14 protein-coding genes are annotated in these 18,755 nt (G+C 68.8%); 8 read left to right on the plus strand and 6 right to left on the minus strand.

The window, feature by feature from the left end; translation table 11 throughout:
- Nucleotides 1-54: 54 nt before the first annotated feature.
- Entirely contained in the window at nt 55-2,163 is a 2,109-nt protein-coding gene (locus ACLJQ7_RS37105) for an elongation factor G-like protein EF-G2 (RefSeq protein WP_410652843.1), read from the minus strand.
- 164 nt (nt 2,164-2,327) lie between these two features.
- Between ACLJQ7_RS37105 and ACLJQ7_RS37110 the strand changes: the two genes are divergently transcribed.
- Complete coding sequence (locus ACLJQ7_RS37110) at nt 2,328-3,746, plus strand: FAD-binding oxidoreductase (RefSeq protein ID WP_410652844.1); 1,419 nt, start codon at nt 2,328-2,330, stop codon at nt 3,744-3,746.
- A 193-nt stretch (nt 3,747-3,939) separates the two neighbouring features.
- Entirely contained in the window at nt 3,940-4,854 is a 915-nt protein-coding gene (gene pdxS, locus ACLJQ7_RS37115) for a pyridoxal 5'-phosphate synthase lyase subunit PdxS (RefSeq protein ID WP_034307818.1), read from the plus strand.
- A gap of 98 nt (nt 4,855-4,952) precedes the next feature.
- Here the strand turns inward: pdxS and ACLJQ7_RS37120 are convergent, their stop codons facing one another.
- The gene (locus tag ACLJQ7_RS37120) at nt 4,953-9,848 is read right to left on the minus strand and encodes an RHS repeat-associated core domain-containing protein (RefSeq protein ID WP_410652845.1); all 4,896 of its coding nucleotides are present in this window, start codon (nt 9,846-9,848) and stop codon (nt 4,953-4,955) included.
- 356 nt (nt 9,849-10,204) lie between these two features.
- On the opposite strand from ACLJQ7_RS37120, the gene ACLJQ7_RS37125 reads away from it, so the two are divergent.
- Nucleotides 10,205-10,426 (plus strand): hypothetical protein, encoded by a 222-nt coding sequence (locus ACLJQ7_RS37125; RefSeq protein ID WP_410652846.1) that lies wholly within the window; start codon nt 10,205-10,207, stop codon nt 10,424-10,426.
- 341 nt (nt 10,427-10,767) lie between these two features.
- Here the strand turns inward: ACLJQ7_RS37125 and ACLJQ7_RS37130 are convergent, their stop codons facing one another.
- The 3 genes from ACLJQ7_RS37130 to ACLJQ7_RS37140 all read right to left on the minus strand — a co-directional run bounded on the left by ACLJQ7_RS37130 (nt 10,768) and on the right by ACLJQ7_RS37140 (nt 13,910).
- Nucleotides 10,768-12,021: a DUF222 domain-containing protein gene (locus tag ACLJQ7_RS37130; protein WP_410652847.1), complete on the minus strand. Its 1,254-nt coding sequence runs from the start codon at nt 12,019-12,021 to the stop codon at nt 10,768-10,770.
- A 213-nt stretch (nt 12,022-12,234) separates the two neighbouring features.
- A complete protein-coding gene (locus ACLJQ7_RS37135; protein ID WP_410652848.1) occupies nt 12,235-13,302 on the minus strand; it encodes a P1 family peptidase in 1,068 nt (355 codons plus the stop codon).
- Nucleotides 13,299-13,910: a TetR/AcrR family transcriptional regulator gene (locus ACLJQ7_RS37140; RefSeq protein ID WP_410652849.1), complete on the minus strand. Its 612-nt coding sequence runs from the start codon at nt 13,908-13,910 to the stop codon at nt 13,299-13,301. The genes ACLJQ7_RS37135 and ACLJQ7_RS37140 overlap by 4 nt, the downstream gene beginning before the upstream one ends.
- A 142-nt stretch (nt 13,911-14,052) precedes the next feature.
- Between ACLJQ7_RS37140 and ACLJQ7_RS37145 the strand changes: the two genes are divergently transcribed.
- Nucleotides 14,053-15,429: an APC family permease gene (locus ACLJQ7_RS37145; protein ID WP_410652851.1), complete on the plus strand. Its 1,377-nt coding sequence runs from the start codon at nt 14,053-14,055 to the stop codon at nt 15,427-15,429.
- On the opposite strand, the gene ACLJQ7_RS37150 is transcribed toward ACLJQ7_RS37145, so the two are convergent.
- A complete protein-coding gene (locus ACLJQ7_RS37150; RefSeq protein WP_410652852.1) occupies nt 15,430-15,996 on the minus strand; it encodes a helix-turn-helix domain-containing protein in 567 nt (188 codons plus the stop codon). It abuts the gene before it with no gap.
- 68 nt (nt 15,997-16,064) lie between these two features.
- On the opposite strand from ACLJQ7_RS37150, the gene ACLJQ7_RS37155 reads away from it, so the two are divergent.
- The 4 genes from ACLJQ7_RS37155 to ACLJQ7_RS37170 are packed head-to-tail and all read left to right on the plus strand — an operon-like array spanning nt 16,065 to nt 18,582.
- Complete coding sequence (locus ACLJQ7_RS37155) at nt 16,065-16,778, plus strand: AzlC family ABC transporter permease (protein WP_148106601.1); 714 nt, start codon at nt 16,065-16,067, stop codon at nt 16,776-16,778.
- A complete protein-coding gene (locus tag ACLJQ7_RS37160) occupies nt 16,778-17,098 on the plus strand; it encodes an AzlD domain-containing protein (RefSeq protein WP_007034928.1) in 321 nt (106 codons plus the stop codon). The genes ACLJQ7_RS37155 and ACLJQ7_RS37160 overlap by 1 nt, the downstream gene beginning before the upstream one ends.
- A 54-nt stretch (nt 17,099-17,152) precedes the next feature.
- Complete coding sequence (gene pdxT / locus ACLJQ7_RS37165; RefSeq protein ID WP_410652853.1) at nt 17,153-17,782, plus strand: pyridoxal 5'-phosphate synthase glutaminase subunit PdxT; 630 nt, start codon at nt 17,153-17,155, stop codon at nt 17,780-17,782.
- A gap of 50 nt (nt 17,783-17,832) precedes the next feature.
- Nucleotides 17,833-18,582, plus strand: a complete 750-nt coding sequence (locus ACLJQ7_RS37170; RefSeq protein WP_016334762.1) for a YebC/PmpR family DNA-binding transcriptional regulator — start codon at nt 17,833-17,835, stop codon at nt 18,580-18,582.
- The last annotated feature ends 173 nt before the right edge of the window (nt 18,583-18,755 follow it).

Here is an 18,755-nt window from a genome sequence, read left to right on the forward strand (position 1 = left end):
CTGGATGCGGTACTTGCGCGCGCAACTACCGCATCCAGAGGACCAAACGCGGGCTCAGTAAGCGACCGCCCCCTCCGGCATCGGCTCGAACCGGGCGTGCCTGCGGGTGAACGTCGCCGTGCCCGAAGTCAGCGAACGCAGGTCGATGGCGTAGCGCAGGAGCTCGACCGCGGGGACCTCGGCACGGATGACCGTGCGGCCGCCTTCACCCGATTCGGTACCGAGCACGCGGCCGCGCCGGGACGAGAGATCGCCCAGCACGGTGCCCAGGTGCTCGTCCGGAAGCCGCACCGCCACCTCTTCGAGCGGTTCGAGCAGCGCGATCTTGCCCGCCGCGGCGGCCTCCTTCAGCGCCAGCGCGCCCGCCGTCTGGAACGCGGCGTCGGACGAGTCGACGCTGTGCGCCTTCCCGTCGACCAGGGTCACGCGGATGTCGATCAGCGGATGGCCGTCGACGATCCCTCGCTGAGCTTGGGCCCGGACCCCTTTTTCGACGCTCGGGATGAACTGGTGCGGCACCGAGCCGCCGACGACCTTGTCCACGAACTCGAAGCCCGACCCTCTCGGCAGCGGCTGGACCTCGATGTCGCAGACGGCGAACTGCCCGTGCCCACCGGACTGCTTGACGTGCCGTCCGTGCCCGCGGCCCGGTCCGGCGAAGGTCGAGCGCAGGCTGATCCGGACGGGCTCGGTGTCCACGTCGGCGCCTCCCGCGCGCAGCCGCGACAGCACGACGTCGGCATGGGCCTCGCCCATGCACCACAGGACGAGCTGATTGGTCTCGGCGTTGCGGTCCAGCCGGAGCGTCGGATCGCCCGCGACGAGCCGGGAAAGGTTGCGCGCCAAGGTGTCCTCGTCGCTGCGCGTCTTCGCGACGACGGCGACCGGCAGCAGCGGTTCCGGCATCGCCCACGGCTTCATGATCAGCGGATCGTCCGGTGAGGAAACGGTGTCGCCCGTTTCCGCCGAGCCGACCTTGGTGAGCGCGCACAGGTCACCCGCGACGCAGTACGGGACTTCGCGCAGGTTCGCCCCGAGCGGTGAGTACAGATGCGCGACCCGTTCGTCGGCGTCGTGATCCTCGTGCCCTCGTTCGGCCAGGCCGTGGCCCGAGACGTGCACCGGTCGTTCGGGGCGAAGCGTCCCGGAGAACACCCGCACCAGTGACACCCTCCCGACGTAGGAGTCGACAGCGGTCCGGACCACCTCGGCCGCCAGCGGGCCGTCGGGATCGGCCCGGAGCCCGGCGTGCGGTTCGCCGGTGGGGGAGGTGACCTCCGGCGGCACGTGCTCCAGCGGCGAGGGGAAGGCGCGCACGATCCCGTCGAGGATTTCGGCGAGCCCCACCCCGGTCGTCGCGCACACCGGGATCACCGGATGGAAGGACCCGCCGGCGACGGCTGTTTCGAGGTCGGCGATCAGCGTGTCCTCGGCGATCTCCTCGCCGGCGAGGTACCGGTCCATCAGGGACTCGTCCTCGCTCTCGGCGATGACCCCTTCGATCAGTTCGTTGCGGGCCTCGGTCATCCTGGCGAGATCGGCCTCGGCCGGCTCGCCGACCTCGGGCGGGAAGCCGTTCGAATAGTCGAAGTAGCGGCGCGTGATGAGCCCGACGAGCCCGTCACGCGCGGGTAGGTACAGCGGCAGGACTCCGGCGCCGAAAGCCTCCTGACAGGCCGCGATCTCGCCTTCGAGGTCGGCGCGGTGATGGTCCAGCCGGGAGACGACCACCGCCCTCGGCATGCCGACGGCGGCGCATTCCTCCCAGACCGCGATCGTGGCCGCGTCGACGCCTTCCGCCGCGCAGGCCACGAACAGCGCCGCGTCGGCGGCGCGAAGGCCGGCCCGCAGTTCGCCGACGAAATCGGCGTATCCGGGGGTGTCGATGAGGTTGATCTTGTGGCCCTGATGCAGCACCGGTGCGACCGAGAGGCCGACCGACCGCTGCTGCCGGACCGCCGCGGGGTCGTGGTCGCACACCGTGGTGCCCTCGACGACCGAGCCCGCCCGGGTCACCGTGCCGGACGCGGCGAGCAGCGCTTCGGCGAGTGTCGTCTTGCCTGATCCCGACGGGCCGACCAGGACGACGTTGCGGACCTTCGCCGGATCGTCCACAGCGACGGCGGCCCCGGAGTCTCCGTTCTTGCTCTGTTTGTCGGCCATGCCGGTCTCCTCACCACACGATGCCGCGTACAGGTGTGTCCTCGATCACACACCCGCGACGGGCGTCGCGGCAAGGTGACCGGCGAGGGAACCCCCGAATGTCGACGCGCCGTTATGCTCGATGGCGGACACCCGGAGGCGGATCCGACGGTGGGGGATGAGCGATGGAGCTCGACAGGCGAACGGTGTTGCGGCTGGCGGGGGCGGTCCCGGTGATGGCGGCGGTGCCCGCGGAGTCCCCCGGGGGCGGTGGTCCGTGGACACGGTTGCGCGCCCGGCTGGCGGGGGAGCTGTTCCGGCCCGGCGACCCGGGATACGACGAAAAGAGGCTCGGGTTCTTCAGTCTCTACGACCATCGGCTGCCCGCCGGTGTCGCGGTCTGCGCGAACGAGGACGACGTGCGGCACTGCGTCGATTTCGCGGCCAGGCAGCGGATTCCGGTCGCGGCCCGCTCCGGCGGGCACAGCTACGCCGGTTATTCCATTGTGGACGAAGGGCTGGTCGTCGACCTCTCCCGGCTGAACGCGGTCGAGACCCTGCCCGGCGGCCGGGCGGCGATCGGGGCGGGAGCCCGGCTCGGCCCGGTGTACGAGGCCTTGGCCGCGGCGGGCCGAGCGCTGCCCGCCGGCAGTTGTCCCCAGGTCGGCATCGCCGGGCTGACCCTCGGCGGCGGGATCGGCGTCTTGGCCCGCAAGTATGGACTGACCTGCGACAACGTGGAATCCGTTCGCTTCGTCGGCGCGGACGGGGAGGCGCGCCTGGTGTCGGAGGAGACCGCGCCGGACCTGCTGTGGGCGTTGCGCGGCGGTGGCGGCGGCAACTTCGGCATCGTCACGTCGTTCACCTTCCGCACGGCGGCGGCCAGGACGCTGACGAACTTCAACCTGGTCTTCCCGCCGGCGGTGCTGGCCGCGCTGGTCGCGGCCTGGCAGGAGTGGCAGCCCGCGATGCCGGACGAGCTGTGGTCCGGGATGGGCCTCGGCGCGACGGCCGCGAACTGCGGTGGCTGTTTCGTGGGCACCGCCGCGCAGGTGAACCCGCTGCTGGACGATCTGGTCCGCCGGGTCGGCACCGAGCCGACCGAACGCGAGGTGATCGAGCAGGGGCACCTGGCCTCGATGCGCGCCCTCGCTCAGGAGGCCGCGTTCCCCGCCGCGGTCGCGCAGCGCGGGGAGTATGTGGCCACTTCGAGGATGCTGACGCATCCGGTGCCCGACCCTGGCGCGCTCGCGACGTTGCTGAGCAGCGATCCTCATCTGTACTCGATCGTGGACGCGTACGGCGGCGCGATCGCGCGGGTGCCGTCGAGCGAGTCGTGTTTCCCGCACCGGTCCGCGCTGGGCAGTGTCCAGATCATCCGCAGCCTGGAGGGCGGCGAGGCGTACGCGCGCCAGGTGATCGGCCGGGTCCGGGACGAACTCGGCCGCGAATACGGGCAGGCCGGGTACGTCAACTACATCGACCCGGAGATGCCCGAGTGGGCGAAGGCGTACTACGGCAAAAGCCTGCCGCGCCTGCGCCGGGTGGCGCGGAAGTACGACCCGGATGGCCTCTTCGCCTTCGACCAAGGCCTGGCTCGCTAGGCCCCCTTTCGCATTTCGTCCTCTGGATGCGGTCCTTGCACGCGCAACTACCGCCTCCAGAGGACCAAATGCGGGCCAGATCACCCAGTGGACTGCTGAAATCGCCGCGAACTGGCCTGCTTCAGAGGTCCAAAAGCGGCCTACGCTCGGAGGCGTCACCCCCCACCTCGCGCGCTTTCCGAAAGGTCCAGCAGTGTCTGACGACTCCACGAACACGGCCACCACCTCGCTCACCGGCACCGCCCGGGTCAAGCGCGGGATGGCGGAGATGCTCAAGGGCGGTGTGATCATGGACGTGGTCACCGCCGAACAGGCGAAGATCGCCGAGGACGCCGGCGCCGTCGCCGTGATGGCGCTCGAGCGGGTTCCGGCGGACATCCGCGCGCAGGGCGGCGTCGCCCGGATGAGTGACCCGGACCTGATCGACGGCATCATCGAGGCCGTTTCGATCCCCGTCATGGCGAAGGCCCGCATCGGCCACTTCGTCGAGGCCCAGCTGCTTCAGTCGCTCGGCGTCGACTACATCGACGAGTCCGAGGTGCTGACCCCGGCCGACTACGAGAACCACATCGACAAGTGGGCCTTCACCGTGCCCTTCGTCTGTGGTGCGACCAACCTCGGCGAGGCACTGCGGCGCATCAACGAGGGCGCGGCGATGATCCGCTCCAAGGGCGAGGCCGGAACCGGCGACGTCTCGAACGCGACCACGCACATGCGCAAGATCCGCGCGGAGCTGCGTCGCCTTTCCTCGCTGCCCGAGGACGAGCTTTACGTTGCGGCGAAGGAACTTCAGGCCCCGTACGACCTCGTCAAGGAGGTCGCGGAGAAGGGCAAGCTGCCCGTCGTGCTGTTCACCGCCGGCGGTATCGCGACCCCGGCCGACGCCGCGATGATGATGCAGCTCGGTGCCGAAGGCGTGTTCGTCGGCTCCGGCATCTTCAAGTCCGGCAACCCGGCGCAGCGCGCCGAGGCGATTGTGAAGGCCACCACGTTCTACGACGACCCGGACGTCATCGCGAAGGTTTCGCGCGGTCTCGGCGAAGCGATGGTCGGGATCAACGTCGACGACGTCCCCGAGCCGCACCGCCTTTCCGAGCGCGGCTGGTAACGCCGACTCGGCTCCTGTGCGGGACGGCCCGGAAACTCCTCACGGAGTTGCCGGGCCGTTTCGGGCTCAGATTGGCCCGAACGAGACCACCCGGGCGCTCAGAGCCTCGGCCGCTTGGCCGGCGGTCCCGTCGGGGACCCGGGCGGCGAGTGGACCGGGGGGAAGTCCCTCGGCGGCCGTTCGCTGGTCGGCGCTTGAGGCAGAGGAGTGCCGTCTTTGGGGTCGATGGCATTCGAGCTCGGTGGCAGGCCGTTGGGCGCCTTGGGATAGGAAGGCCATGGACCGCCGGTGTAGCCCGGCGCCGCGGGGTCGGTGAAGGTCTTGCCGGAACCCCGGTCGGGACGAGGCGCGAGGTACGGGTCCTCGTGTGCGCCGGTGCCCGCCGAAGTCTTCGATTCCTCGACCTGGCCGTAACTGCTGCGTTGCGAGTTGTAGTGCCTGTTCGACGGAACGTCCAGCGTGTGACCGGTCTCGCTGAAGTAGGTGCCCGCCGACTTGTTGTGTCCCATGATGGCCTGCGCCTTGGGGACGATCGAGTTCGGCGTGCCGTCCTGGTTCAGGGTCTGGAACCGGCCATGGTTCTTCAGCCATTCGTTGTAGGCCTTGCCCTTGAGGCCGGGCGGCATCTGGTTCTTGTTGACCAGTGCGTCCTCGAACATAGGCTTCAGGTTGCTGTGCGTCCAGTCCGGGTTCTTCATCCCGGCCGCCACCCGGTTCGTCTTGTTTTTGTACTTCCCCGCCGGTCCCGCTTGCTTGTACCAGGCACCGCCCGGGGATTGGCTGTACTTGCCACCGTTCGGCGACTGCATCATCGGGTTCGGCCCGACGTTCGTGTTGATCGTCAGCTTGGGCTTGCCACCGCAGCTCGGGGCCAGGCCCAGCGGATCGATCTGCCCGAACGGGTTGTCCACGTAGGCGTAGGGATTGGGATCCGCCGTCAGGCCGATCGGGTCGAGGCTGAGATAGCGCGCGGTCACCGGGTCGTAGTACCGCTGGGCGTTGTAGTGCAACCCGGTCTCGGCGTCGAAGTACTGTCCGGGGAAACGCAGGGGAGTCACCACCGTGGGACCCGCCCCGGCTGGCGCGCCGTACACGTTCGTCCGCTCGCATCCGGTGATCCGGCCGTGGTCATCGACGAACTCCGCGGGACTGCCCGCCAGATCGGCGACGATGGCGTGGAACCGGGTGTCCACCCAGTCCTGCCCCGGCCGGGCCACCCGGCTCCGTTGCGCGACCGGACGGAAGTCGTCGGGCTCGTAGTCCCACACCGTGGCCTGCACGCCTTCGGGCGTGTACCGCACCTCCTCGGCCAGCACCTGTCCATCCCAGGTGAAATCGACGCGTTCGAGCGTCGTCCTGCCGTCGACGGCCAGATGTTCCTTGGCGACGCGGCGGCCCAGCGCGTCGTAGGTGTAGCGCCAGCTGCTGCCGTCGGGCACCGCGACCGCGACGAGCCGGTCGTCGTCGGCCCAGGTGAACCGCCAGGTCAGCTTCGCGCCACCGGGCATCGTGCGTTCCCGGAGCACGACCCGCCCCCGCCGGTCGTGGCCGTAGCGTGTCCCGCCGGCGGCGGTGAGGAGCGGGCCCACGAAAGTCCGCTTGCCCACGAGATCCGTCTCGGGCGTCGGCCACGACGCGTCGGTGATGTTCCCCGCGGGGTCGTAGCGATAGGACTCGGAACCCCACGGCGACCGCACTTCGGTGATCCGGCCCAGCGGGTCGAGACCGAACTCGCGAGGGCCCGCGGCCTGGTCCGACAGCGCGACCAGCTCCCCGTCGGCCCGGTAGCCGTAGGAGCGCTGCTGGCGGGGGACATTCGCATGATCGGTGATCGCCTGGGACGCCAAACGCGAATTCGCGGTCCAGGTCTGCCGCAGAACGGCACCGGTGCCGAGGGTGCGGAGGACCTCCCGGCCCGCGGCGTCATGGGTGAACCGCAGATCCCGGCCGGCGAGCCGAGCGGCGACCGGCAGCCCGGCGGCGTCGTACTCCCAGGAGCTTTCCGCACCGGACGGGGTGATCCGGCGAACCCGGCGGCCCTCGGCGTCGTAGACGGAACGCACCGTGCGGCCGTTGACCGTCTCGGCGAGGACTCTGCCCAGCACGTCCCGCTCATAGCTCACCCGGGTAGTGCCGTCGTCGATCGACAACAGTTGCCCGGTGACACCGATCTCGAACCTGGTGGTACGCCCGTCGGTGACCTGTTCGACGAGGTTCCCGGCCAGGTCGTAGCGGAACGTCGTGTGCTGCCCGTCCGGCTGGACGCGTTCCACGAGCTGCCCCGCCGCGTCGTAGGCGAAGGTCGTCACGCCCCCGGTGAAATCCGTTTCCCGCACCAGGTTGCCTGCCGCGTCCCGTTCGTAACGCCACACCTGGCCCAGCTCGTTGGTCACCGTGTCCACCCGCAACTCGGCGTCGTAGGTGAACGAGATCCGGCTGCCGTCCGGGAGGGTCTGCGCCGCGATCAGATCGAAGCCGACATAGTCGTAGCGGGTGACCCCGCCGATCGCGCTGGTGTGCGTCCGGTTGTTGCCCTCGCCGTCGACGACCCACCGCTCCTGGCTTCCGTCGGGATCCTGGCGCCAGGCGAGCCTTCCGTCCACGGTGTAAACGGAGCGCTCCACGCCGCCGGCGGGGTCGACGACCGCGACGACGCGCCCGCACACGTCCCGTTCGAATCGGGTGACCCCGCCTCGCGCGTCGGTCACCGCGACCGGCAGCCCGGCCGTGTCGTTGACCACGGTGATCGTGGCGCCCGTCGCGTCGGTCCTCGCCACGAGGACGCCCTGCTCGTCGTAGCGGTACCGGGTGACCGAGCCGTCCGGGGCCATGACCGCGGTGACGTTTCCCCGCTCGTCGAACTCGTGGCGCGTCACGACACCGGGCGCGTCGTGCACCGCCACGGCCCGGCCCCGCGCATCACGTTCCCAGACGCGTTCGACCCCGTCCGGACGGATTTCGGCGACCAGGTTGCCGAGCTCGTCGTAGCGGTAGCGAGTGGTGCGGCCCAACGGATCCGTCGAGCTCAGCAGGTTGTCGCGGGCATCCCATTCCGAGAGCGTCGTCCGCCCGAGCGGGTCGATCTCACGGACCAGCTGCCCGGCTTCGTTGAAGCGGAACTCGGAGGTGTGGCCGAGCGCGTCGGTGTACCGGGTGACGCGGTTGACGCGGTTGTTCACGTCGTACTCGAGCGTACTGGTCATGAATCCGCCTGAGCCTTCGGTGCGCACCACGCGACCGGCGTGGTCGTAGTGGTAGCGATACCACTCGCCATTCCGGTCGGTCCAGCCCACGATGCGCCCCGCGCCGTCGTAGTCGTACCGCATCGCCTGGCCTGACGGATTGGTCACCGAAATGAGGTTCCGGCCGGAGTATCCGTAGCGGACCAGCTCGACCTCGCCGTCGCCGGCGACCGCGAACAGCGCGGTGACGAGTCCGCCGCTGGTCTCGAAGCGAACGCGGTGCCCGGCGGTGTGCCGGATCTCCAGCGGGCTGCCGTCCGCCGCGCGCACGACCTGGAAGGCGTTGCCATGGCGGTCGGTCACCGAAGTCAACAGCGCCCGGCCCGTCCCCGGCGCGAAATAGAGCAGCCGAGCGTTTTCGTGGTCCTCGACGAGGTACCCGCCGTCCGGCGCGCGCTTCAGCGGGCGTCGCGGACCGCGTTCGGCGACCACCCAGGTTTCCTCGTCCGGCAGTGGGTAACGCTGCAAGGTGCCGTCCTCGGCGGCGAAGCTGACGCCGTCCTCGTCGGCTTCGATCCGCTGGTCCACAGTGGACATCCAGCCGCCGCCGAGGAAGAGCCCCGCGCGGTAGCCGGAGAAATGCGTCCGCTGGAACACCAGGGGCAGGACCCCGAGGAGGGTGGCGTCCACCTCTTCCATGACCATCTGCCCCGTCGAGACGGCGATCGGGTCGGTCACGCAGCGCTCGGAGTTGATCGAACGGTTGTTTTCGCCTTGGCCACGGATTCCCTGCGGCTGGGTGCCCCCCTGACCGCCCCGGGATCCGCCACCCTGATCACTTTGCCCGCCACCGCTTTGCTGGTTCCCGCCGCCGTCCTGGTTCCTGTCCTGGGAGCCGGCGGAGTTGGGGTTGGTGTTGCCCTCACCACCGCTTCTGTTGTTGCCGCCGCCGGCACTCGAGGAATGGGTGGAACCGTCGTCGCCGTCCGGATTGCCCCTGTTCCGGTCGCCACCCGTGTTGTTGATGTCCTTGGGCTTGCCGGACGACTTGACCGTCCCGCCCTTGAGGTTCTTCAACGCCTTGGCCGCGTCGTCGAACAGGTCCCCTGCCTTCTTCAGCAGCGGCATCAGCGCCTTGAGCGCCTTCACCAGCTTCGTGGTGAGCCCGGCGATCTTCGAGGCGGTCTTCGCCACCGCCGCCACCACCTGCGGCACCACCCACGTCATCCCGATGCCGAGCGTGAACACCACCTGCAGCGCCCAGGAGATCAGGTGTCCGATGAGTTCGGCGATGATGTCCCGGACCAGCGTCCGGACCGCGGCGACGACCTCACCCGCCGTCTTCACTCCGCTGCCCGCGCCCTCGCTGCCCTTCTGCGCGCTCTGGATCAGCGTCGAGGTGTTCTGCGCCTGCTTGCGGTACGCGTCGGCCGCTTCCCCTTGCCAGCTGCCGAGATCCTTGTCGACCAGATCCACCAGCTCGACCGAAACGGTCCCGAGCTCGTTGGCGATATTCGTCCAGGTCTCCGCCTGTGCCGCGATCTCGTCCGCGTTGCCGGTGAGAGCGTTGAGGGCCTCCTTCAGCGGGCCCACGTGCTCGATCAACCAGCCGACCCCGGCCGCGAAGACCGCGCCGATCGGGTCCATCACCGCTGTCAGCGCGTCCAGCGCGGTGCCCACCGCGCCCATCGCCACCGACGCCCAGTCGCCACTCTCGATCGCCGACTTCAGATCGAGCGCGCCCTCCAGCAACGGCACGCCGGACACCGCCGTCGTCGAATCCTTCACCGGCGCGACCAGCGGGTTGCTCACCAAATCTCCCAACAGCACTATCCAAGATCATCTCGTCGACGTGGTCAGCTTAACGAGCCCCGAAATCGACCGCGTGCACGTTGCCTCAACGGGCAATCAGGAGTGCCCGGGATGCCGTACGCAACGCGTTCCGGGCACCGTGGCTCGCGCCCGGTCGGAGCATCGACACCACGGCGAGGGCGAGGCTGATCGGGATGTCCTGGACGGACCGGTCAAAGCGGGCGCGTGGATCTTTCGGCCCAGTACCGATTAGTGCGTTCGGCGCAACATCCCGGTGAGTACCGCCGGACCGGTTTCGCCGCCCGGAAGCCGGGGCATCACGGCCTCACCTCAACAGCTGATCAAGGAGTCGGGCAGTGGCGTCATACAAAGTGAAACCGTCCAAACCCTTCGCCGTCTTCGGTGCGCTGGTCGGGGTGGCGATGCTCGTGTTCGTTTTCGCGAAAGGGCTGGGGCGGGACAGCGGCTTCCTGTGGCTATGGGCCGCGGTGTGCGTCGGCATCGTCGGATTCAACCTCTGGGCCGCCTTCTCGAAACGGGGCGCCAGCGAGGTCGTCGAACGTCAGACCACCGAGTAGGAGAGTACGGGGCGCCGGCCCCTCCTTTGCCGTGCTTTCGTCCGTGAAGCTTTCGGTGACCGCCAGGATGGTGACCGTCGACCAAGGCGGGCATCTGGCGTACCTGATTCAAGGACAACAAGTGCGCGAACGACCTCGCGACGGAGTTCTGGTCGGCGGGGCGCGGCCGCGGCGCGACCGGGCTTGTTATGCGGGACCGTGTGGATCTTGGGGCGTTGGATGACCCGAAATCCACACGGTCATGCGTGATCGGTCCGGTCACGCGGGCTTGAGCCAGTGCAACCAGCCTGCGGGCATGCCGAGGGCCCGTCGCCGGTATGGCTGGCGGGGCTCCTCGGGGCTCAGACGTGATGCAGGGTGTTACGGCGGGGATGTCGGAGCGGATCCCGGTATTGAGGCGGGATGAACTCCGGTAAACCATCGGCCGCCATGCGGACTTCCCAATCGCCGTGATGGATCAGGCGGTGGTGGAAACCGCACAGCAGCACCAGATTCCGGAGATCGGTGGGTCCTCCGTCTGCCCAGTGGTGAATGTGGTGGGCGTGGCAGTTTTTGGGTTTCCGGTGGCAGCCGGGGAAGGCGCAGCCTCCGTCGCGGATGTTGAGGGCACGGCGTTGGCCTGGTGTGACGAACCGCCGCAGCCGCCCCACATCGAGGGGCTCCCCGGCGGCGCTCATCACCACGGGCAGCATGAGACAGTCGCAGGCGGCCAACCTGGCTTCGCGCGCGGTCATCGTCCCGACGAAGTCGAGGCACGCGGTGCCGAGGCCGGTTTTGAGTTCGTCGAGTCCGATGGTGACGTGCACCAACGTCCGGTAGCCGCTGGTGCCGGGCTGGTCTGGGCAGGCGATCGCCAGGTCGAGGATGTCGGCCCACGCGTCTCCGAGGCGTTCGCACTTCATCCGCAGGTCGGCTTGGCCGAATTCGTCGACCGGGCGTGGCTGGGCGTAGGCCTCGAGTGCGGCGTGGGTGCGGGCGCCGGTCTCGTCGTCGAGGAGGCCGGTCAGCTTCCAGAACCCGTCCTTCCGCCGCTCCAGCGTGATCTCCCGGCGCGGCTCTTTGGGCTCCGGGTCTTTGGGTTCGTTGCCGTCGGGGTCCAGCAACCCGAGCAGATTCGCTTCAGCCTTCGCCAGCTGCCGGGGACCAGCCTCGCGGACGAGAGTCGCGAGGATCTTCTCGGCATTGACGCGGTCCTCAGTTGAGGTGTCGGCCGGGAGCTTCTTCAAGAACTCCAGGATCTGATCGATCCGCTCGTCCCCGACCAAACCTTCAGCGGCGACAGCCGCGGTCGCGGGCGCGACAGGCGAAACCTCGGTCCCATCCAACGCTCGGGTCGGATTCAACGCCAGCGCCCGATTCACCACAGGCTGAGCCTCACCACGCGACAGTCCCGCCACATCGGCGAACCAGGCGGCCGTCGACCCATACCCGTACAAGCCTTTGACGCCCCGAGACTCGACCTCCGCCAGATATTGCCCCAACCCGGCGGTAGCCATCCGAATCACCCGCAAGGACTGCTGCACGCCATGGGCAAGCTCCAGCTTGCCAGCGCGCCACAGTTCTTGCGGCAACTCGGGAAGGAAGGTCTCGGACACCCCTCCATAATACCCCAAACTAATCGAACACATGTTCGTAATTTTAAGCAACAATGATCGAGCGCAGTTACCACTGAAGGGTGATTTGAGTGCCGGTCAAAAAGCAAGTAGTCGACTAATTGCGAAGGCGATCGCCCATGCGCTGTTCGGCCACGTCGCCGTTCGAAGGCGGCGAGCGATCTGCGCTCTCACCCCTGACCTTGTAAAGGACGCCTAGACCGCGCGCCAGCGCGCCGTCGGCAACGCGGGAACCCGATGACCGCGGTGGCCGGTCATCTCCTCGTTCGCGAACAGCGCGTTGAGCACCGCCTCTTCGGTCGCCTGCACCACGGCCTCGAAGAACGGGTCGAGCCTGCCCCACGGAATGAATCGAAGGCTTTCGTATTCGGCCTCCTCGGTCCGAGGGAACCGGCTGGTGAGTGCTCCCGGGTTCGCCGTGCTGAACGCGAGGAAGAGGTCGCCGGAGAAGTGGGAGCCGGCGGTGCCGGTCCGGGCGAGGCCGAGCGGGACGCGGCGGGCGAGGGAGGTGCACTGGCCGGGCAGCAGGGGAGCATCGGTACCGACGATCACGATCACCGATCCCGCGCCGGACGGCGCCGCCCAATTCTCTTTCATCGGGTTGTCGTCGCCTAGTTCGACGCCGACGTGCTCGCCCGCGACGGTGAGTTCGCGGCGTGAGCCGAAGTTGGCCTGTACCAACGTTCCCACGGTGTACTCGTCGTCCCCATAGGACACGACGCGGGAGGCCGTGCCGGTGCCGCCCTTGAAACCGTAACAAGTCATTCCGGTGCCACCGCCGACAGAACCCTCGTTGACCGGACCCGTTCGCGCGGCGTCGATCGCGGCGATGGCGTGTCCACTGTGGATGGTCGGGGCGGTGCTGTCGTTCAGATAGCCGTCCCAGGTCTCGGCGACCACCGGCAGCAGCCATTCGGCGGCCACGTCGGGCCGTTCGCGCACCACCCAGTCGATCGTGCCCCGATGGCACGCGCCGACGGCGTGCGTGGAGGTGATCAGGACCGGCAGCGTCAGCGAACCGGTCTCGGCCAGCCATGCGGTGCCGGTCATCTCGCCGTTGCCGTTGAGGGCGTACGTCCCCGCCGCGCACGGAAGGGCGAAGTCCTTTCGTCCGCGCGGCAGGACGGCGGTGACGCCGGTGCGCACCGATTCGCCTTCGACGAGGGTCGTGAAGCCGATCTCGACGCCGGGGATGTCGGTGAGCGCGTTGTGCTCGCCGGTCCGGCCGGGCAGCGGGACACCCAGGTCGCGGGCGCGGGTCATGGACGGTCCTCCAAGGGGTTCGAGGTGGCTGTGCGGGCGTAGGAGAGCAACATCGCTTCGGCGGTGGCGGTTTCCAGCGTCGGCACGGCCTGGGTGAGATGCAGGCCGTAGCCGTCTTCCAGTGCGACGAGGTTTCGCGCGATCGACACCGCGTCCGCGGTCAGCGTGAACTCGCCGGTGGCCGCGCCCGCTTCGAGGATGCCGGTGTAGATCCGGACCTGCTGCTCGTAGAGCGTGATGTGCCGGGCGGCGTACACGGGATCGCGACGGGCGATCGTGCCGAGTTCGTAGAGCAGCACGCAGAGTTCGTCGTCGGGGCCGGTGGGCAGGCCGCTGCGGATCATCGCCAGCAGGCGCCCGGACGGGGCCGTTTTCGTACTCGCGGCCTGCTCCCTCGCCGAACAGAACCGCGCCACCGCCTCGCGCTGTACCTCCTGGAGCAGGTCGGTGAGGGTGGGGAAGTAGTACAGGACCGAGCCCGACGACAGGCCCGCGCCCTCGGCGACGTCCCTCAGCCGCAGGTTCAGCACGCCACGCTCGAGGACGGCCAGTCTGGCCACCTCGATCAACTCGGTGCGCCGCTCCGCTGCCTTGCTCGGTCTCGCCATGCGCTCATTCTTCGAATCTTGTTCGAAAAACGCAAGAGGTGAACGCGATCAGCTCTTGACGTCACACGGCCGAAGGCCTTTGATGCGTGCTCAACGGTTTTTCGAAGGAGATTCAAGGAACCCACCTTGTAGGAGGTCGGCCGTGTCCACTCCCGCCCTGCGCCGCGGTCTGCGCACCCTCGGCACGCTGCTCATCACACTCTCCGCGATCAGCCCCGCCTCGTCGGTCTTCATCATCGCGCCGGGGGTGATCTCCGGAGCCGGGACGGGCGCCTTCTACAGCTTCGTGGCGGCCGCGGTCGTCGGTGTGTTCATGGCCTTCGTCTACGCCGAACTGGCGTCGGCGTTCCCGCTGGCGGGCGGCGAGTACGCGATCGTCACCCGCACTCTCGGCCGCTTGCCCGGCTTCGCCGTACTAGGGCTGATGATCATCACGCAGGTGCTCATCGTCGCGGTGATCGCGCTCGGCGTCGGCACCTACCTCGGCGTGCTCCTGCCCGGCGTGCCCGGTTCGGTCATCGCCGCGGTGACCTGCGTGGTCGCGGCCGTCGTCGGCATTTTCGACATCAAGCTCAACGCCTGGGTCACCGGGATCTTCCTGGCGATCGAGATCCTCGCGCTGATCGTGGTCAGCGCGCTCGGGCTGCTGAACCCGGCGCGGTCGTTCGCCGATCTGCTCGCGCATCCGGTCGCCTCGGACGGCGGTCCGGCCACGGTCGGCGCCATCGCGATCGCCACCTCGGTCGCGATCTTCGCCTACAACGGCTACGGCTCGGCGGTGTACTTCGGCGAGGAGACGCAGGACGCATCCCGCGGGATCGCCCGCGCGATCCTGTTGGCGCTCGGCATCACGGTGCTCGCGGAACTGATCCCGGTGACCGCGGTCCTGCTCGGCGCGCCCGATCTGAACGCGCTGTTCGCCTCGGAGAACATGCTGTCCTACTTCATCGATTCGCGCGGCGGCGGAACCCTCGACACGGTGCTCGGGCTGGCCGTCGCGCTCGCGATCGTCAACGCGGTGCTGGCGATCGTGCTGATCAGCTCGCGGATGCTGTTCAGCAGCGGCCGCGACCGCGCGTGGCCTCGGCCGGTCAACCGGGCGCTGGCCGCGGTGCACCCGAAGTTCGGGACGCCGTGGGTGGCCACCGTCGGCACCGGCCTGGTGGCCGCCCTGCTGTGCTTCGTCGACCCGAAACTGCTGCTGGTGGTGACGAGCACGTCGATCGTGGCGGTCTACGCCGCGCTCTGCCTCGGCGCGATCGTCGGCAGACGCACCGGCGCCACCGCGCACGCCGAGTACCGGATGCCGTGGTTCCCGGTCGCGCCGGTACTGGCGCTGGCGGTCCTGGTGTTCGTGGTCTACCAGAACCTGCTCGACCCGGCGGTGGGGCGGCCGAGCCTGATCGTCACGGCCTGCGTCGCCCTGCTGTCGATCGCGTACTACGTCCTGGTGTTGCGGCGGAAGGGCGGCTGGAAGCTCGCCGACGTCACCGAGGAGAAGGCCGAGGAGCCCGCCTGATCAGGTGTACTCGGCGATCTCCACGCCGTACGTGCCCGGTTCGAGCGCTTCGAAGATGTGCGGGATGTCGCCGGGGTAGCAGATGTAGTCACCGGGCAGCAGTTCGACCGGATCGTCCTGCGGTCCGACCCTTGCCCGCCCGGCGCTGAGGATCATGTGCTCGACGATGCCGCTCATATGCGGATCGGAGAGCCGCGGTTTCCCGGGCTCGGCGCGAATCAGATAGACGTCGCGCCGGGCTCCGGGCGGGCAGGAGCTGAGCAGCGTGCACGCGTAGTCGGCGTGTTCGGCGAACACCGTCGGCCCGCTGCCCGAGCGGATGACCTGCACACGGGGGCGTTCGGGCTCCACCACCCGGGAGAAGGGGACGTCGAGCGCGACACACAGCGCCCAGACCGTCTCGACGCTCGGGTTCCCCGCCCCGGACTCCAGCTGCGAGAGCGTGGATTTCGCGATGCCGGCGCGTTTGGCGACCTCGGTGAGGGACAGCCCGGTGCGGGCGCGTTCCCGGCGCAGGGACATGGCGATGACGTCCAGGGGTGCGCCGTCGGACGCGGTCGGGGACATGCGTTCGCTCCATCGGTCGTTGCGTTCGCCTTGACGAACACGGCTGCGTTCGTTCATTGTATGACGCTATGCGTTCGATATGGCGAACAACCACTCGTGTCCTGGGGCGCGATCTTCTCCGTGACATCGGGCTGGTCTGCCTCGCCGACACCATTGTCGGCATCTCCTACGGCGCGATCGCGGTGGGCTCCGGCTTCCCGATCTGGGCGCCCATGCTGCTTTCTGTGCTGGTCTTCGCGGGCGCGTCGCAGTTCATGTTCGTCGGCATCATCGCCGCCGGCGGCAGCCCGGTGGCGGCCGTCGCGGCGGGTCTGCTCGCCAACGCGCGGCATCTGCCGTTCGGCTTCGCGATCGGCGACGTCCTGGGGAAGCGGTGGTCGTCGAGGATCGTCGGCAGCCATCTGATGATCGACGAATCTGTCGCGTTCGCGCTGGCCCAGCGCGACGAAGAGCGGCGCAAGGCGGCGTACTGGGTCTGCGGGATCGGGCTGTTCGTCTGCTGGAACGTCGGCGTCCTCGCCGGGGCGTACGCCGGGACCGCGATCAGCGACACCGACGCCTTCGGCCTGGACGCGGCCTTCCCTGCGGTGCTGCTCGCGCTGGTCCTGCCGTCGCTGCGCGACCGTGCCGCCCGGCTGCCGGTGCTCGTCGGCGTCGCCGTCGCGCTGGCCACGACACCGTTCCTGCCCGCGGGGCTGCCGGTGCTGCTGGCGCTGGTCGGCGTGCTGGCCGGAGTGGCCGCGAAGGAACCCGCCGAACGTGAACCCGAGGGAGTGCGCTGATGGATCCGCTGGAACTGATCATCGCCGGCGGCGTGCTCGCGGCCGGGACCTTCGCCTTCCGGTTCGCCGGACCGGTGCTGAAGGCGCGGTTCACCGTGTCGCCCAAGGCCGAGAAACTGATGGCGCGTTCGGCGGTCGTGCTGCTGGCCGCGCTGGTCGCGGTCGCCGCGCTCACCGAGGGGCACGAGTTCGCCGGATACGCCCGGCCCGCGGGAGTCCTGGTCGGCGGCGTGCTCGCCTGGCGCAAGGCGCCGTTCGCGCTGGTCGTCGTGGCGGCCGCCGCGACCGCCGCCCTGCTGCGGCTGGCCGGGGTCCCCTGACCTGGCCGTTCCCCGAAGCGCCTAAGCTAAGGGGAAGGTCTTTCGGGAGGTCGGGTGGCGATCGCGACGGGGGCACGGCCGGTGGTCGGCGTGCTCGCACTGCAGGGCGACGTGCGGGAGCACGCCGCGATGGTGGAACGCGCCGGTGCGCGTGCGCTGCCGGTCCGCCGCGCGAGCGAACTGTCCGAAGTGGACGGTCTGGTGCTGCCGGGCGGCGAGTCGACCACCATGTCGAGGCTGCTGGAGACCTTCGAACTGCTGGAGCCGCTGCGCGAGCGCATCGCGGACGGGATGCCCGCGTTCGGCTCCTGCGCCGGGATGATCCTGCTCGCCCGCCAGGCCCTCGACGGACGGCCTGACCAGCGGCAACTCGGCGGTCTCGACGTCGTCGTCCGGCGCAACGCGTTCGGGCGGCAGGTGGACTCCTTCGAAGCCGACCTCGACTTCACCGGCGTCGAAGGCGGCCCGGTGCACGCTGTGTTCATCCGCGCCCCGTGGGTCGAAAAGGCGGGCGACGGGGTCGAGGTACTCGCCAGTGTTCCCGAAATGCCGGGCTCGGACGAGGCGGCCGCTAGGATCGTCGCGGTCCGGCAGGGGGCGGTACTCGCCACGTCGTTCCACCCCGAACTCACCGGGGACGAACGCGTGCACAGGCTGTTCGTCGACCTCGTGCGGCAGGCTTAGCAAAACCGACACTGTGCTCAGCGGCGGGCACAGGAGTAGATGGAGGAGAGATGAGCGGCCACTCCAAGTGGGCCACCACGAAGCACAAGAAGGCCAACCTGGACGCGAAGCGCGGCAAGCTCTTCGCCCGGTTGATCAAGAACATCGAGGTGGCGGCCCGGACCGGCGGTGGCGACCCGGACGGCAACCCGACGCTCTACGACGCCATCCAGAAGGCCAAGAAGAACTCGGTCCCGCAGGACAACATCGAGCGCGCCCGCAAACGCGGCGCCGGTGAAGAGGCCGGTGGCGCCGACTGGCAGACCATCACCTACGAAGGCTACGGCCCGAACGGTGTGGCCGTGCTGATCGAATGCCTCACCGACAACAAGAACCGCGCCGCCATGGAGGTCCGGACCGCGCTCACCCGGAACAACGGCTCGCTCGCCGACCCGGGTTCGGTCGCCTACATGTTCAACCGCAAGGGCGTCGTGATCATGCCCAAGGGTGACGCCGGCGAGGACGACGTCCTCATGGCCGTGCTCGACGCGGGCGCCGAAGAGGTCAACGACCTCGACGAGAACTTCGAGATCGTCTCCGAGGCCACCGACCTCGTCCCGGTCCGGAAAGCCTTGCAGGAAGCCGGTTTCGAGTACGAGTCCGCGGATCTCACGTTCCTGCCGTCGGTCAGTGTGCCGCTGGACGTCGAAGGCGCGAAGAAGGTCTTCAAACTCATCGACGCGCTCGAGGATTGCGACGACGTGCAGAACGTCTACGCGAACTTCGATGTGTCGGATGAGGTCATGGCCGAGGTCGGTTGATCGGTTGCTCGCGACGACGTGCAGAACGTCTACGCACTGTGCCGGATTCGATGTGTCGGATGAGGTCATGGCCGAGGTCGGTTGATCGGTTGCTCGCGACGACGTGCAGAACGTCTACGCACTGTGCCGGATTCGATGTGTCGGATGAGGTCATGGCCGAGGTCGGTTGATCG

This window comes from Amycolatopsis sp. cmx-4-54, assembly GCF_046548895.1.
Taxonomy (GTDB): Bacteria; Actinomycetota; Actinomycetes; order Mycobacteriales; family Pseudonocardiaceae; genus Amycolatopsis.